Raw genomic sequence first — 16,441 nt, forward strand, 5'->3', positions numbered from 1 at the left:
AACCCCTTTTATGTTTTTAAATAAATCAGTTTTGAATAAAAATCTCCTTGTTTTTCTCTACTCCAAAACTCTCCTACTCTATCGGTATAATTATCTGCTAAAATTAAACCTATTTTTTCTAAATCATCACCAAATCGTATAACATTCTTTCCATGTATCATGCAATGATAACGTAATTTTGGATTAAGTCCTGGTAATTTTAATCGATGATAATAATCATTTGGTTTGGCTAATGGTTGATAAATTCCTACCAAGGCTTCAGATTGGTCTTTAGCTACCACCATCCAAGCAGTAATATCTGAGTCAAATGGACTCAATAATCGATAAAATTTTCCTTGTGTTATTAATGATTGGTATAATTTATACTTGCTTATTTCATCAGATAATAATGAAAGTTCGTCCTCATTTAATTTAGTGATATCCAATTCAAATCCAAAGGTTCCGAACATGGCTACTTCAGATCTGGTTGTTAATGGAGTCGTTCTACCTACTTGATGATTGGGTACTTCTGAAATATGGGCTCCAATGGTTGACAATGGATAAACAAAACTTGTTCCATATTGTATTTTTAACCGTTCAATTGCATCCGTATTATCACTAGTCCATGCTTGTGGTGCATAATAAAGCATAGCAGGATCAAAACGTCCGCCTCCACCTGCACAAGATTCAATCATAATATTTGGAAAATTATCGTTCAACATTTCATATAAATGATAAACACCTAGTATATATCGATGAAACAATTCTCCTTGCTGTTGGCGTGGCAATAAAGCTGAATATGCTTCTGAGATATAACGATTCATATCCCATTTTATATAGTCAATCTTGGACTCATTTAATATTAATTCTAATTGATGATAAATATTTTCTACTACCTCAGGAATAGCAAAATTTAATACATATTGATTACGACCATGAGAGATATTTTTTTGCGGATGTCCAATAACCCATTCAGGATGTTCTTTATACAATGGTGTATCCATAGAAATCATTTCGGGTTCTATCCACAAACCAAATTTTAAACCCATACTATGTATTTTTTCCGATAATCCTTTAATGCCATTAGGCAACTTTCGATAATCGATTTTCCAATTTCCTAATGAACCCTCATCACTATCTCGTGTTCCAAACCAGCCGTCATCTAAGACAAATAAATCAATTCCAATTCTTTTAGCCGTTTGAGCAATTTCAAGTAATTTCTCCTCGTTAAAATCAAAATAGGTAGCCTCCCAACTATTAATTAAAACTGGACGAGGATCTTTTTGCCATTTATTATTTATGACATGAAAATTGAAAAAATCATGAAACGTTTGTGACATTCCATTTAAACCGGAATCTGAATAACAAACGACAGCTTCCGGCGTTTGAAACATCTCATTAGGCTTCAATAACCAATTAAACTGATAGGGATTTATTCCAATTTGAAGACGTAATACTTCAAAATTGTCTCGTTCAATTTGAGCTAAAAAATTCCCACTATAGATTAATGCTATACCGATAGCATTTCCATTATTTTCAGTAGTTTGGGCTGATACTAACGCAAAGAAAGGATTATAAACATGACTGCTCGCACCTCGTGTACTGGAAATATGTTGTACTCCCGGTTGAACTTCTTGCCTTTTAACATGACGTTCTCGAGCCCATGCTCCATCTAAATGAACCCATTCGTAATTCTCATTCGGAATATCTAAATTTAGACTCATAAACTGTTCAATCGAAATATTCTCACGACTTTTATTGATTAATCTTTGCTGACGCGTAATAATCGGCAAATCTTTATAAAGACCATAATCCAATTCTAAAAAAATGTCTGAATAACGGTTTTTAAGGATTACCGTTAAAACTTCAGCCTCTTGCTCCGAAGCGAAACTTCTAGGTTGTCCCTTTTCTCTTGTTTTACCTTTCGACAAACGATAATCAAAATACTCAAAATGAGAAATCCTATCCCCATCAGAATATTCGAGCTCTATACTAGGATATCTAAAGTCTGTTGTACCGTAAACTGGCACCTCTTGTTTTATATGTTCAAACGAGCTTGTATAGTCTCCCGTTATAAAATTATTACCAGTTCTAACATCACGTTCAATTAAAAAATCATAATTATCATAAGAATTAATTCGAGGACCAAAATATAAATGTTCCAAAATATGGGTCTTCTCCATTACGCGAAATATATAACTAACATGTTGATTTGAAAGATGAAATTCTTTTTTATCTGTAATTTCTATCATAATGAAACTTCCTTTTTTGAATAAATTTTAATTAAATATAGACATATTACATTTCCCATTAGGCCTGGATAAACGAAAAATGCTAAGATGGGACTAAAGTATATGATAATTAATCCCAAAAAAATGCAACCGATAAAAAGTAGTGTTAAAGACCAATCTTTAATTATATTTTTAATGGCGTTATATAAACGCTTTAAGCTGATTCTGTCTTTTACTATTGTATAGTGTAGACTAACCAGTAACACAATCAAAGCTTCTGCACTACAAATCAATATCGCCATACCTATCAATTGCTGATATTCCACTGCAATTGTGCTTACACCAATAAATGTGGCCATCGTAAAGAACATGAATAGCAAGGATAATGCATAGCTCACTTTTTTATCTGTCGTTTTTTCTAACTTTAAGATGTTTTTTTCCAATACCATTTGATCGATATAGTTTAGCATTTCAATCATCGCCTCTACTAAACCAAAAATGATGCCATTTTTGAGCATTGCTCGCCAAAATATTAGCGAGGACTTTACCAAGGTGTAAAAAAATCAACAACTTTTACCACTCGATTTGTTTTCATTTTCCTCACCTCTCGTAATATATATTTAGAAGGTCATTTCACACCCTCCTGATCATCTCTGTTTCTCTTGATTTACCGAACAATCTTATGCTTACTTCACAGAACCAGCCACTCCATTATAGATGTATTTTTGTAATGTAACAAATACTATCAAAATAGGCATAATAACAATAATAACACCTGCTAAAATAACTGGCCAGTTAGTACCATAAGGACCTTTAAAAGCAAATAACGCTGTAGAAATCACTTTTAAATTAGCCGATGGCATATATAAGAATGGATTATAAAAGTCATTATAAACACCTACTCCACTAATAATCAGCATGGTAACAATTGGTGCTTTTAAATTTGGTAGAATAATTTTCCAGAAAATTTTAAAATAACCTGCTCCATCTAAGTATGCAGATTCATCCAATGATATCGGAATTTCATCTAAATACTGCATAAAGATATAAAGTGAAACAACATCGGTACCTAAATTTAAAATAATTACTGACCAAATCGAATTAAATAATCCTAATCCTTCAATCACCTGAAATGTCGCAACTTGCGAAGTAATACCTGGAATTAACATTGCTACCATAAATAATGTCATAATTAATTTCTTGAATTTAAAATCAAAACGATTTACAGCATAAGCAAACATGGAACCTAATGTTAATTTACCAAGCATACTCACAATAAAAATAAACAAAGTATTTTTAAACCCAAGCAACATTTGTCCATTAATAAAAGCCGTCTTATAGTTAGTTAAATCAAATTGTTTGGGTAATGAAAGCACCCCTGTTGATAAAAATTCTTCATTGCTTTTAAACGACCCAATAAATACAACGAGTAATGGTAATAGCGCTACGATTGCTCCTACTACCAAAATAAAATATTTCAAAATAGTTCCAAAGGTAACTTTTTGTTTCATTATAGTTTACTCCTTCTCACGAATAAGGACTCTTTGCATCAATGTTACCACCAAGACAATTAACAATAAGATAACTGCCATTGCGGAAGCAAGTCCTACTTTATTATATTTAAATGCGGTATTAATAGTTTCGATAACAAAAGTTGTCGTTCCATTTGAACCACCCGTCATAATATATGGAATATCGAAAACACTTAATGAACCACTAACACTCAAAATGATATTTAAAAAAACAATTTTTCGAATGCTAGGAATAATAATATATTTAAACTGATCCCATCGATTCGCACCATCAATCTCAGCAGCTTCATAAATTTCTGGATTAACGGATTGAATTGCTCCTAAAAATATAAGAAAATTAAATCCCGTATATCGCCAGACTGATGTAAAAGCAAGGGATATATTATTAATTGAACGATCACCTAACCATAAACGGATTTGATTATCTAGACCAAATGCACCCAACACTGTATCAAGGGTACCGCCACCTTTATAGAAATATAAAAAGATAAATCCAATTGCGACTCCGTTCAGTAGATAAGGGAAAAATAAAATCCCCTTCCAAAAATTAGCAAATTTAACTTTAAATGATAAAATTGTAGCAAATAATAACGCAAACCCTAATTGAAAAAATGATGCAATAAAATAATAAAAACTGGTCTTAAAAACAGTGAAATATTTCGGATTAGTCAAGATCGTTTTATAGTTTTTTAAACCAACAAAATTACTTGTTGGGCGATAGCCGTTCCAATCTGTCAAACTATATTGAACCATTTTAACTAAAGGATAGTAAGAAAAGGTTAATAACAACACGACTGGTATCACGGTAAAACTAAAGATTAACAACTTTTTTTCCAGAGAATTTGAGATTTTTTTCATTTGTTTCTCCTTTCAAATAATAAAAGGAGTAGACAAGAAGTAGAAAAACAAATTATTTCTACTTCACATGCCCACCCCTATATAATTGAGTAAATTTTAAACAAATCTAAATAGATGTTGTTTAAAGCTACAAACCCACTGGGCATTTTTAACACGTTTAGAGACTAAAAGCAATTATAGCATCGGTCATATCTCCAATAGCAAATCTTAGTTTCCTGAAACAACCTCGATTGCATCTGCCCAACGTTGATTAAATTCGGCCATCATATCTTCAAATGTTTCTGAAGTATTTCCAACTGCTGCATCGATAATACGTTGTTTTTCAATATCAGTTGATCCAATACCTAATTCTGATTCATTGTTAATATCACTGAATAATGACTCTTTTCCTTCTGGAGCTGGATTTTCTTCCAATAAGGTTATGCCGGCTTCTTGAATTGATTTTAAAGCGGCTGGATATTCTCCATCAATTAAAGCAGGTAATCCACCATTATCTTCTGCATATGGCGATTCATTTACCATCCAATCAATGAAGATTCGTGCTTCCTCTTTATGCTCACTATGTACACTAATACCATAGTTATAGTCACCTCCAACAGGTAAATATTGCTTACCATCTTCGGCTACCATTGGGAAAGGATGAAATTCGATATTTTGTGCATTATCTGGATTAGCCGCTTGCATCTGTGGTATTGCCCAACTTCCTAAAACCATAACCCCAATTTTACCATTTGCTAAATCAACTTTTGATTGTTCCCAATCTGTTGTAGTTGGATCTGCTTCGATAAGCCCTTCTTTTGCGACATCATACAATAATTTATAAATTTTATTCATTGTTTTACCATCAGCAAATGGTTCTTTATCGGTTGTCATTTCATTGGTAAAATCATAATTACCTGAAGCCCCTGCGCGGACAAAATCCCAATTTGATAAAGTCCACCCTGCAGCATAATTGGTATATAAAGGTGATACTTCAGGATTTTTTTCTTTAATTGTTTTTAATGCTGCAATAAAATCTTCAGGTGTGGTTGGGAATGTTTCAATCCCTGCATCGCGAAAGACTTGCATATTAACAACCATACCGGTTGCGTTCATTTGACTTGGTAAACCATATTGAACTCCTTCAAAAGAACGATCATTTAATCCAACATACTTCTTCGATAACTCTTCCTTATCACCTAACGGTTCGAAAAATGTTGCATAATCTACTGGTGAAATATCGCCTGGAATCATTAAAACATCACCATATTGATCTGAATTCATTCGAGTTTTTACTTGACCTGCATAATCGGTAATTGTTTCAATATTAACTTTTATGTTTGGATGAACAGCATTAAATTCTTCTAGGTAACGATCCCATGTACCGTCTCCTGCCCAGTCAGTTTTATGATTAATAAAAGTAATTTCAACTTGGTCTTCAGCATGAGCAATGGGCATTACATGTAACGGCATTGCCATCGCACCAACTGATAATAAACTAACAAATTTTAATAGTGTTTTTTTCATGATATACTCCTTTAGTTTTTTGTTTCAAAATATTCTTTAACGACTTTTTCAGCAGGTTTTCCATATAAAGCATAATCCCGATCTTGATAAGCATTTTCTAATGGATATAAAGTTGACTTCCAATCCCAAAGACCATATCCTTTCATCCAATTATGAGAATCACAAGCTTCAAACATTGCTCGATACCAATTAGCCTGAACTTCCACATCCACTTCTTGACCAAATTTCCAATCATTAGGTAAGTATTCACTTCCTACTCGACTTGGACAGCCAGCTTCACAAAAGAAAAATGGCTTATTGTAGTTCTCAACGGTTCTTTTGATTCGTTGTAACTCTTGTTCCCATTTATCAATCGGGTAATAACCAGATGATGAAATGACATCTACTGCATCCCACCATTTAACTGCTTCCTCTTGATACTTATCACAATTATAAGTGATTAATCCCGTATATTTTTCTCTAACTAATTTAACTAATTCACGCCATTCTTGTTCCCGTCGCATTGCATTTACTAACTCACAACCAATAACAAACATTTCACATTGAGTTCTTTCTGCAATTTCTGCATAATGAACAATAAATTCATTATAAGATTTAAACCAATCGGACCATTTCGGTTCGCAAACAGCATCGTGGTCAAAAAAGTTTATATGTGCACGCCAAGTTCCATCTGAGACATTAACCATTGGCTTTAAGAAGACTTTTAAACCCAATTGATGTGCTTTCAAAATTGTATTCTCTACTTCTTTATCTGATAAGACATCTTTAGAACGCCAATTGATTATAGTTGAGTGGATTGTGTCTTGTTCAACTACAATTGGTAAAATAATCGTATTAATAGCACAACGATTTTTTTAAGCTAATAAAGACTGTTCTGCATCAAGTGTATTCAAATCTCCTCTTCTACTCATATAGCCAAAAGTGACAGCTTTTATAAATTCCATATCACCCTCCTGTTATAAGTTTTAACTTTATAGTTTAAAAGTATATACTTTTAACTTAAATTAATTATATAACGCTTTCATTTAAATGTAAAGTGTTTTTTTTATTTTTATTAATTTATTTTATTCCGTCAATTTATTAAGCAATCAAACCATCATAAGCTAAAGCAATAGAGGAAATGGGAGTGGCCTCAAACAAGTCATTAAGACGCAGTTTGAGACCACTCAACCACTGCGCTATTAATTAATGAACAATGATCTTAACTAAATTTATCAAGTTTATGCCCAGCATCTAGAAAGATAATCTTTATGTTCGTGAGCAAAATTGTGATTTTAAATGATAAAATAATATTTCATAGCGTGCAATGCTAATTATTCTTAAGTATCAAAAATTTTGTGTATCAACTAAAAAAATAGGGAAAGTAGCGAAATTTTCATACTTCAACTACTCTCAACCTACTCTGGTTTGTTTTATTTAATCTTCATTATAAATATATGTATTTACCACATAAGGTACTAATATAAAAGGAAACAATATAATTTCAGTCCCTCATTTTAATATTTTGATTATGTAGAGATTAAGTAAGCATAACAAATTCTATTAAGAAAGTGTCGTTTCGAGCTAATCCTAATTTCAATTTTTATGCATAAATCTTTTCAATAAATCTTAATATGTTGGCAGCCGAACGTCGAACTTCTTCAATAGTAATTCCATTCTCCTTTTCAAGAGATTCAATTAAACTATTATCATTTTCTTTAACTGTAAAACTTAAGCCACCTGGCATTAATATATCGACTTGCGCACGTAGTCGATATGCATTATTAGTTAAGTGTTCAAAGTTTGGATCTTGTGCTAATTGCATCCACCAGTCTGTCATCACACAACCATCATATTTCCATTCATTTCTGAGAATATCCGTAACTAAATCATAATGATAATGTGCCCATACCCCATTTATTTTATTGTAGGACGTCATGATAGAATAAGGTTTTGCTTCCTTAATACAAATTTCAAATCCTTTTAAATAAATTTCTCTCAATGCTCTTTCTGAAACTCTCGAATCGTTTTTATTTCTATTAGTTTCTTGATTATTACAGACAAAATGTTTTGGACATGCGGCCACTTTATTCGACTGTACTCCTAAAACATAATGAGCCCCCATTTTTCCAGATAAATAAGGATCTTCTGAAAAATATTCGAAATTTCGTCCACCTAAAGGATTACGATGAATATTCATCCCTGGCGCTAATATAACTTGAGTCTTTAAAGCCTTCATTTCAGCTCCAAAAACTTTACCCAATTCCTCCACTAACGCGGTATTCCAGCTGCTAGCTAACGCTGTACCACATGGTAATAAAGCAGTATAATAATTCAATCTAATACCCGCTGGCCCATCCGTTGTAGTAATTGGTGGAATCCCTTTCTCTCTGAGGGAATCTGTTGTACCACCTAATATTCCAGCATTACCTTTAGGCCCCAAAGGACTATCCATTTTTCCCTCACCACGTGTAAGTGAATCTAATTCGGTTGGTGTCAAAGATAAAATTAATTCTTCAATAGTTTTACTGGTTGATAAATAAAGGTTATCTTTATTTGGAATAGTTATTTTTGGGGGTAAACTTTGAATAATTTTTTCTTTTAAATTTTCGATTCTAACAGGTACTTTTTGAAAAGCTACTTCTAGGTCGTTTCCAACTCTTTTTGGAAACATTCGGTTAAATTCATATTCCGCGGGTGCTTTTTGGCTTAATTTTTCAGTAACTCTTATTTTTTTTAAGTCATATGTACAAACCAATTTTAAATCTAATAAGCTAGTTCCCACCAAAATATCGTATTGACCAGGTTCTAATACATAACAATAAGGATTACCTGTAGCACCCGAGTCATCATAAGACGCCATTTCTGAAATATTAATTTTAAATTCCAGCTCTTCTGATTCTTTTGGTTTTAACTCAACTGTCTTATCAAATCTAATTAAATTTCTTAATGATTTACCTAGTTTACCTTGAGGCGGATTGTAATAAACTTGCACGACCTCTTTCCCAGCAACTTCTCCAACATTTTCAACTTGAACCTTAATTAAAATAGAGTCATCTTGTATAGACGCATTGGAATTCACGGTAAATTGAGAATAACTTAATCCATAACCAAACGGGTAAAGTACTTGTTCAGGGTGAAATGTTTCAAAATATCGATATCCCACATAAATATCTTCAACATATTCCGTTATTTCAGGTTGTCCGAAACTATTAGAACTTGGGTAATAATCATATTTTTGAGCAATAGTATCAGGTAATTTTCCTGATGGATTAGCATTTCCCACTAAAATATTAGCAAGCGCTCTGCCACTTTCCATGCCTCCTTGCCATGCAAGTAATAAGGCTGATATTTTATCTTTATAATTATTTAACCAAGATAAATCAATAATATTTCCACTATTGATAATGATAATTATATTTTCAAAAAATTTGTGATTCTATCCAAATTACTTCTTTCAGTTTCTGTTAAATAATAACTTCCAGGTTCAAGTTCGTTTTCACGGTCCTCACCTGCGGCCCTTCCTATAACCACCACTGCTACATTAGACTGCTCACTAACTGTTTTTAACAATCCATCTTCTAATTCAAATTCATCTAAATGGCGTGGCCATTGTCCCCATAAGCTATCTTGGATTGGATGGTTTTCAATAAATTTTTGATATTTATCTAACAAAAGTTCATTTAACATTTCATTTTCGGCTTTTAAACCATCAACTAAATTAATTTTATAAGGTGGATTCACTTCTCCTCCTGAACCGTATCCAACATAAAAATAATCAAATTGACTTCTCCCAAATAAAGCAATATTATCTTCCTTCTGTAAAGGTAAAACTCCATTGTTTTCTAATAGAACGATGCCTTCTTCAGCTAATTGACAGCATAATTGAGACATTTTAGTATTAATTATTTTTTCTCCTTTAACATCTCTAATGTTAAGATGCTGTGCCAATTCATTCTCGACTATTAGTTTTTTATCTGTCATTGGTTTCCTCCTTGTATTCTATTTTTTCGATATTCAGTTGGTGATACAAAAAAATGCTCTTTAAAAATTTTATAGAAGTACTCTTCATTTTTGTATCCAATTTGATTGCTTATCTCATATATAGGTAAGTTAGTAGCTGTCAATAATTTAATAGCTTGTTCCATTCTTTTATCTTCAAGGTAGCGATTAAAACTTTTCTTTGTTTCCTCTTTAATCTTCTTTCCTAAATAGGAGCGATTATATCCGAACTGTTTTGCTATGCTTTTTAACGTCATTTCATCCGCATAATTAGTATCAATATATTGAATGATTTGATGAATTGCACTTTTACTTCCAAATTCACGAGCAATTTGGTCTTGATATTTCTTCATATATATATTCAAAATTTTAACAGCTTCGTTCAATTCCTTTGTTTCATATAATTCATTTTTTATTTCAAAATGGTAATCAATTAATCCGATATTAAGTGTTTGTTGTATTTGAGTTCTAATTTGATGAAAATCAAATAAAATGAAATTTATAGCTTCGTCTTTATTAAAAGCTAAACTCTTTATACGATTAGAATATTTAATATTTGTTTTATCTGTAAATGGTGGATTTAAAATCTCATCAATATAGTCATCAATACTACCTTCCTTTGCATCGACAGAATTTCTAAAGCGCTTTATCCCTTCTGGCCAAATTAAACTATTATCAAAAAGATACCGTTGTTTATTAAGATCCATCAATTTTGGCAGAACATCATTTAACGAAGTTTCTGCAGCTTGCCAACCTGTACTAATTACCGAACCATCGCCCGTAAAAATATTGATAAATAAACTTGAAAAATCATCGGTCATTTCTTTTGCTAGTAGAACAAAAAGTACTTTTTTCAAATATTCCAACTCTATATATTCAATCTGTAAATTGTCTAAACGTTGTTTGATATCGTTGCTATCACCTTCAATTACCCAACAAAAATTTATTTGAGAATATTGCTCTAAACCTGTATCATCAGGACCAAACAGTTTATTGATAAGTAGTGTTTTTAAATTGATATTTGTATGTTGAAATCTTTCATTATATTTTTTTAAACTTTCAATTAATTCATCTTCATCAATCGGCTTTAATATATACGAAATGACACCTGTTTTGATTGCCTTTTTTGCATATTCAAAATCTGAATAGCCAGATAAAATGATAAATTCTGATGTGATATTTTCCTGCCGTAATATCTCAATCATTTCTAAACCAGTCATTTCAGGCATTTTAATATCTGTAATAATTAAATCTGGTAACAATTTTCTAGTCATTTCAAGTCCTACTTTTCCATTTTCAGCTAGACCGATTACTTTAAAACCATATTGTTGCCAATCAATAAGTTGACTAATACCTTCTCTGGTAATTTTTTCATCATCAACAATCAAAATTGTTTTCATCATGAGCCTCATTTCTTTCTTATCTAGAGATTATTTTCAACCCATGTCCTGAATAGTTCAGGCCACACTGCTGCCCCATCAACAATTCCGTACCCTCCAATATTTGTTTCATAATTCGCAAGTGATAATCCATGACCTCCTTGAGTAAATAAATGAAATTCAACTGGGACTTTTGCTTTTCTTAGATTAAGTACAAAATTCAAACTATTTTCTGCAACCACTAAGTCATCTTCATCTGTATGCCATATAAACGATTTAGGGGTATGTCCAGTAACTAGATCTTCTAGAGAATGTAAATGATGCTCTGCCTCATAATTTTCTCCTAATAAATTTAGAAAAGAATCCTTATGTCCATAAGTTTTAGAAGATATTACAGGATAAGAAAGTAACAATCCATTTGGTTGAATTTGATGACTAGATAATCCATACGGACGATAAATTGCTTCATTATGCCATGATACACCTAAACTTGCAGCTAAATGTCCGCCAGCAGAAAATCCAGCTATGATTATTTTTTGTGAATCAATATTCCATTCTACAGCTGATTCTCTTAATAGTTTTAATGATTTAGCTAACTGTATTAAAGATTCCGGGTAACGAGAGGGTGCTACTGAATACTTTAATACAGCTGCATGATATCCAAAATTATTCATTCGAATGGCAACTGCTTCAGCTTCTCTATCCGAAGTCATAGCATATCCACCACCAGGACAAATTATCACGATAGGTCGTATACGATTTTTACTAAATTCATCGTAATTATCTAATATATAAGTTGTAAGGAATGCCTTTTTCTCTTTGCCTTCAATTAAAATTTTTTGATGAAACATGATATTCCCTCTAATCTATGTTAATTTTTACGACAATTGGATACTCATTGCCTACAATTGGATTTTCAATTATTAATGCTTCTATATTAATGTTCCAAGAGATTTCCTGTTCTTGCCCTAAAATTTCAACATTACGAATGATACCTTCAAAAACTCCATATTCTCGGAAACTTTTTATTTTAATCGTTGATGTATTGGGTTGCATAATAAATGCATAGATAGCATCTCCTTTAGCGGTAAAACGAATATCTTCGGAAGAATAAGTATTTATTTCCTCATTAAATTTACCTTCTTTTATTTTTGTTGGTCCTTCTTGGCATTTTTTCCAAGGTTGAGTTGAAAAAATAGCTTCTCCATTAAGCTCTAACCATTTACCAATTTCCAAAAGAATTTTTTGATCTTGTTTCGGTATACTTCCATCCCCAGTTGGTCCTATATTAAGTAACAAATTTCCATTTCTTGACACTACTTCAATTAAATCATAAATAATATCACGAGGCTGTTTATACTCTAAATTATGAGTATAACACCAAGAATTATGAGCTACAGAAGTATCACCTTGCCAATATTGTATTGGTGGAACAGAAAATTTACCCTTTTCTACATCTATTATACCACTTCCATAAACCATCGCATCATGCTTATATGCAATAGAAGCATCAAAACCCCATTCTTGTGCTCGATTATAATAATAAGCAGCGAATAATTTAAGGTATGGCTTGAACGCTTCATGTTGAATCCACCAATCAAAATAAATAATTTTAGGTTGATAGTTTTCAACTAACTCTACTGTTCTCATTAACCAATCTAATAAGAATTCATCATCTGGATAAGGTTTGCTAAATTTGTCAAAGTGATTTTGTTCAACTTTTGCTGGCCAATAAAACTGGTCTCTTTCTTTATTACTTTGTACATCTGAATCAAAATCATTTCCATGACCAAAGAAAAAGAAGTGTTCTGCTCTATGGGAAGACGCACAAAAAACTAGATTCTCTTTTTCGCTTGCGATTTTTAATTCCATTAACACGTCACGCTTAGGTCCCATATCAAAAACATTAAATTTCGATAATTGACTCTTATACATTTGAAAGCCATCGTGATGCTCAGCAACTGGGAATATATATTTTGCACCAGCTTTTTTAAATAATCTCACCCACTCTTTCGCATCAAATTTAGTTGCTTTAAATAAAGGAATGAAATCTTTATACCCAAAATTTTTATGAGGTCCATATGTACTAATGTGATGTTCAAATTCTGGTGATCCCTGGATATACATATTTCTTGAATACCATTCATTATTAAAAGCCGGGATGCTATATAAGCCCCAATGAATAAAAATACCAAATTTTAATTCTTTAAACCAAGTTGGTACTTGATGCTTTGATAATGAATCCCAATTAGGTTGAAACGGGCCTTTATGTGCAATCTCTTGAATTTCTTTAAAAGATAACATTTACATCCCTCCCGACATAAAATTGAGAACATTGATTTGATAGTTGGTTGAAATTCTCAAATTAGCGGTTGGTTCTACGAAAATATCTAATTTTTGTATCCCCGGCTCTAGTTCATACTCCCTGTCATTGACCTTCACAAAGGTGTTTTCAAAAACACGTAAAGTTAATTCATACTTTTCAAATGCAAAAGAGTTTTGCAAATATTCAACCCATCCATTATTTAATAAGACTAATTCACGAACATTTCTTTCCGGTGCTTGGATATCGATATTTAAATAATGATCAAAAGAAAAAATATTTAATTCATGCTTCACATTACGAATTGAAGATTCAACATTGGTATTATTGCTATTCAATTGAATTGTTTTAATTATATCCTGTGAATTAAATCCTACTACGATTTCATGAGGCGATTGAAATTCAACATATTTTTCTGTGCGAACATCAAAATAAGTTAACTGATTCTTATCAACAGTTAAAATAATTTTTTTGGATTCATTTGGTGATAAAAACACCTTTTTAAAGGCTATCAATCGAGTCAATAATCGTGAATTGTCATTAACTCTTAAATATAATTGAACCGTATCTACCGCTAACTGCTGACTCGGATTATAGATGGTAACAGCAAATGTTATTTCATGACTTGTCTCTTGCAATAAACTAAACGTCTCAATTTCAAATGATTGATAACTCAACCCATAACCAAAAGGATATACAATGCCTTCTAATAAATAGTGATACGTTCTAGGATAATTAATAAGGTCATAATTAGTGATGAGAGGTAGATTTTTAGTATCTTTAAACCAACTTTGAGCAAGTTTACCACTTGGCATTCTTTTACCAACGATGACCTCAGCTAAGACACTACCAAAATTTTGACATCCCGTTGCAGTATACAAAATGCTCGGTACATTTTCTTTCGCCCATTCTAAATTAAAAGGATAGCCACTACTTAATACTAAAGTGACATTCGAATGATGTTTCACTGCATATTTTAATAACTTCTCTTGTAATGGAAACAAATCAAAAGAATCACGATCGAGTGTTTCTTTTGCATTAAACATCGGATGGTTCCCTAAGCAAACAATCACTTGATTATTTTGACTAAAATCTAACCGATCCTCAAATGACGAAATAACTTCAATTTCAATTTTAGCAGTTTTCCGTTTGTCATTGCTAAATGAATCCGAACCAATGAAGTTCACAGTTTCCCCCTGCCAGTTGATCAATTGATTTTCTTTAAGTACGAATCGTTCTTTTACAAACCAATCAAAAATCTCCGATTTATTCAGAATAATAGCTTTTGTTTCATCATCGAAGACTAAATATTGTTGAGTTTTAATATCTTTTAATACAAATGATTCCTTATCCCATTGTTCTTTTTGGAATAGATAGGGTTCTGTAACCTTTGTAAGAGTCTGATTCACTATTCCTAAATAACAATCTCCATGTTTTAAATGAATCAATTGATGTCCATTGTCGAAAGAAACATTTTCCCCAAATAGTTCAGAAAATCCTTGTTTTATCGTAATTTCAGAATGATGATAACCTTGATACCAATCCCTCATAAAAGTGTCAATAAGTGGACCTACTACCAAAATCTTATCCGATTCTTTTATAGGAAGTTGATTAGCTTCATTTTTCAACAAGACTACTTGTTCTTCCATTACACGGCTACTTAAAAGGCTATGTTGTTCTGAATTCAGCAAATTTTCTTCACTATCACTGAAGGGATCCTGACGGTCAAAATGACCTAATTTAGCTCTTACCGTTAATGAACGAGTGATAGCACGATTGATATCATTTTCATTGATTAATCCTTTTTCAAGTGCAAGTTTTACTGCATTTTCAACCAATTCTTTATCATCTACAAAACAATCAACACCTTTTTTTATAGAATCCGCTAATGCTTCCTCATATGAGTCATAATAATGATATTGTTCAACGTTGACAGACAATGCGCCACCATCACATACAATAAATCCTTCCATCTGCCATTCATCTCGAACAATCTTTTGTAATTCTGGTAATTGCATTCCCGGAATACCGTTAATGCCATTATAAGCCGTCATCATCGAGGTCGCAGCACCCTTTTCGATAGCTGACTTAAAAGGAAGTAAGTAATATTCTCTTTCTACTCTCAAAGGAATAAAATTAGATGTGTTTTCTCGCCCCATCTCATTATTATTGCAAAAAAAATGTTTAGGTGCCGCTGACATTAAAATGCGGTTATCTTTTTCTGTTTGCATTCCTTTAATAAATGCAGTAGAAATCGTTGAAGTTAAATACGGATCCTCACCATAACCTTCTTCATTTCTTCCCCAACGACTATCCCGAACTAAATCAATCGTAGGAGCCCAAAGTGTAAGCCAACTAGATTTACCAGATTGATAATACTTAATTCTAGCCTCATTCCCTATCGCAAAACCCATCTCATGAATTAATTCTGGATTCCATGTTTGCGCCATTCCAATTGGTAAAGGAAAAAGGGTAGTCGACTCCCCAGTTCGATCCACTACTCCATGCGCTGCTTCCCCTCCTACATGGTATTCCTGAATACCCAGTCGAGGGATAGCAGATTGGTGAGTTGATAATAATGAAATTTTCTCTAGAATTGTCATTTGCTTAACAAAATCTTGGACCAAATCCTTAATTTCTTGCATATTTACC

Annotated in this window: 12 protein-coding genes; all 12 read right to left on the minus strand. The window is 32.3% G+C overall.

Going from position 1 to position 16,441, the window contains the following annotated elements:
• Positions 1 to 8 precede the first annotated feature (8 nt).
• Entirely contained in the window at positions 9 to 2,231 is a 2,223-nt protein-coding gene (locus LB888_RS01930; RefSeq protein ID WP_318753389.1) for an alpha-galactosidase, read from the minus strand.
• Positions 2,228 to 2,689: a hypothetical protein gene (locus tag LB888_RS01935; protein ID WP_318753390.1), complete on the minus strand. Its 462-nt coding sequence runs from the start codon at positions 2,687 to 2,689 to the stop codon at positions 2,228 to 2,230. Before LB888_RS01935 ends, LB888_RS01930 begins: the two co-directional genes overlap by 4 nt.
• 207 nt (positions 2,690 to 2,896) lie before the next feature.
• Positions 2,897 to 3,721 carry a carbohydrate ABC transporter permease gene (locus tag LB888_RS01940; RefSeq protein WP_318753391.1) on the minus strand — a complete coding sequence of 275 codons (825 nt, stop codon included), beginning with the start codon at positions 3,719 to 3,721 and terminating at the stop codon, positions 2,897 to 2,899.
• 6 nt (positions 3,722 to 3,727) lie between these two features.
• Positions 3,728 to 4,600 (minus strand): carbohydrate ABC transporter permease, encoded by an 873-nt coding sequence (locus LB888_RS01945; RefSeq protein WP_078756269.1) that lies wholly within the window; start codon positions 4,598 to 4,600, stop codon positions 3,728 to 3,730.
• A gap of 207 nt (positions 4,601 to 4,807) precedes the next feature.
• Entirely contained in the window at positions 4,808 to 6,058 is a 1,251-nt protein-coding gene (locus LB888_RS01950) for an ABC transporter substrate-binding protein (RefSeq protein ID WP_318753942.1), read from the minus strand.
• A 59-nt stretch (positions 6,059 to 6,117) separates the two neighbouring features.
• Positions 6,118 to 6,945, minus strand: coding sequence for a glycoside hydrolase family 113 (locus LB888_RS01955; protein ID WP_412928320.1), 828 nt, complete (start codon positions 6,943 to 6,945; stop codon positions 6,118 to 6,120).
• A 743-nt stretch (positions 6,946 to 7,688) separates the two neighbouring features.
• The gene (locus LB888_RS01960) at positions 7,689 to 9,503 is read right to left on the minus strand and encodes a beta-glucosidase (protein WP_318753943.1); all 1,815 of its coding nucleotides are present in this window, start codon (positions 9,501 to 9,503) and stop codon (positions 7,689 to 7,691) included.
• Complete coding sequence (locus LB888_RS01965) at positions 9,500 to 10,069, minus strand: glycoside hydrolase family 3 C-terminal domain-containing protein (protein ID WP_318753393.1); 570 nt, start codon at positions 10,067 to 10,069, stop codon at positions 9,500 to 9,502. Before LB888_RS01965 ends, LB888_RS01960 begins: the two co-directional genes overlap by 4 nt.
• Positions 10,066 to 11,487 (minus strand): response regulator, encoded by a 1,422-nt coding sequence (locus LB888_RS01970; RefSeq protein ID WP_318753394.1) that lies wholly within the window; start codon positions 11,485 to 11,487, stop codon positions 10,066 to 10,068. The genes LB888_RS01965 and LB888_RS01970 overlap by 4 nt, the downstream gene beginning before the upstream one ends.
• A gap of 23 nt (positions 11,488 to 11,510) precedes the next feature.
• The gene (locus tag LB888_RS01975) at positions 11,511 to 12,317 is read right to left on the minus strand and encodes an alpha/beta hydrolase (RefSeq protein WP_318753395.1); all 807 of its coding nucleotides are present in this window, start codon (positions 12,315 to 12,317) and stop codon (positions 11,511 to 11,513) included.
• A 10-nt stretch (positions 12,318 to 12,327) separates the two neighbouring features.
• Complete coding sequence (locus LB888_RS01980) at positions 12,328 to 13,770, minus strand: alpha-L-fucosidase (RefSeq protein ID WP_078756275.1); 1,443 nt, start codon at positions 13,768 to 13,770, stop codon at positions 12,328 to 12,330.
• Positions 13,771 to 16,434, minus strand: a complete 2,664-nt coding sequence (locus tag LB888_RS01985; RefSeq protein WP_318753396.1) for a beta-glucosidase — start codon at positions 16,432 to 16,434, stop codon at positions 13,771 to 13,773.
• Positions 16,435 to 16,441: the final 7 nt, after the last annotated feature.

The organism is Globicatella sp. PHS-GS-PNBC-21-1553 (assembly GCF_033564055.1).
Lineage (GTDB): Bacteria > Bacillota > Bacilli > Lactobacillales > Aerococcaceae > Globicatella > Globicatella sulfidifaciens.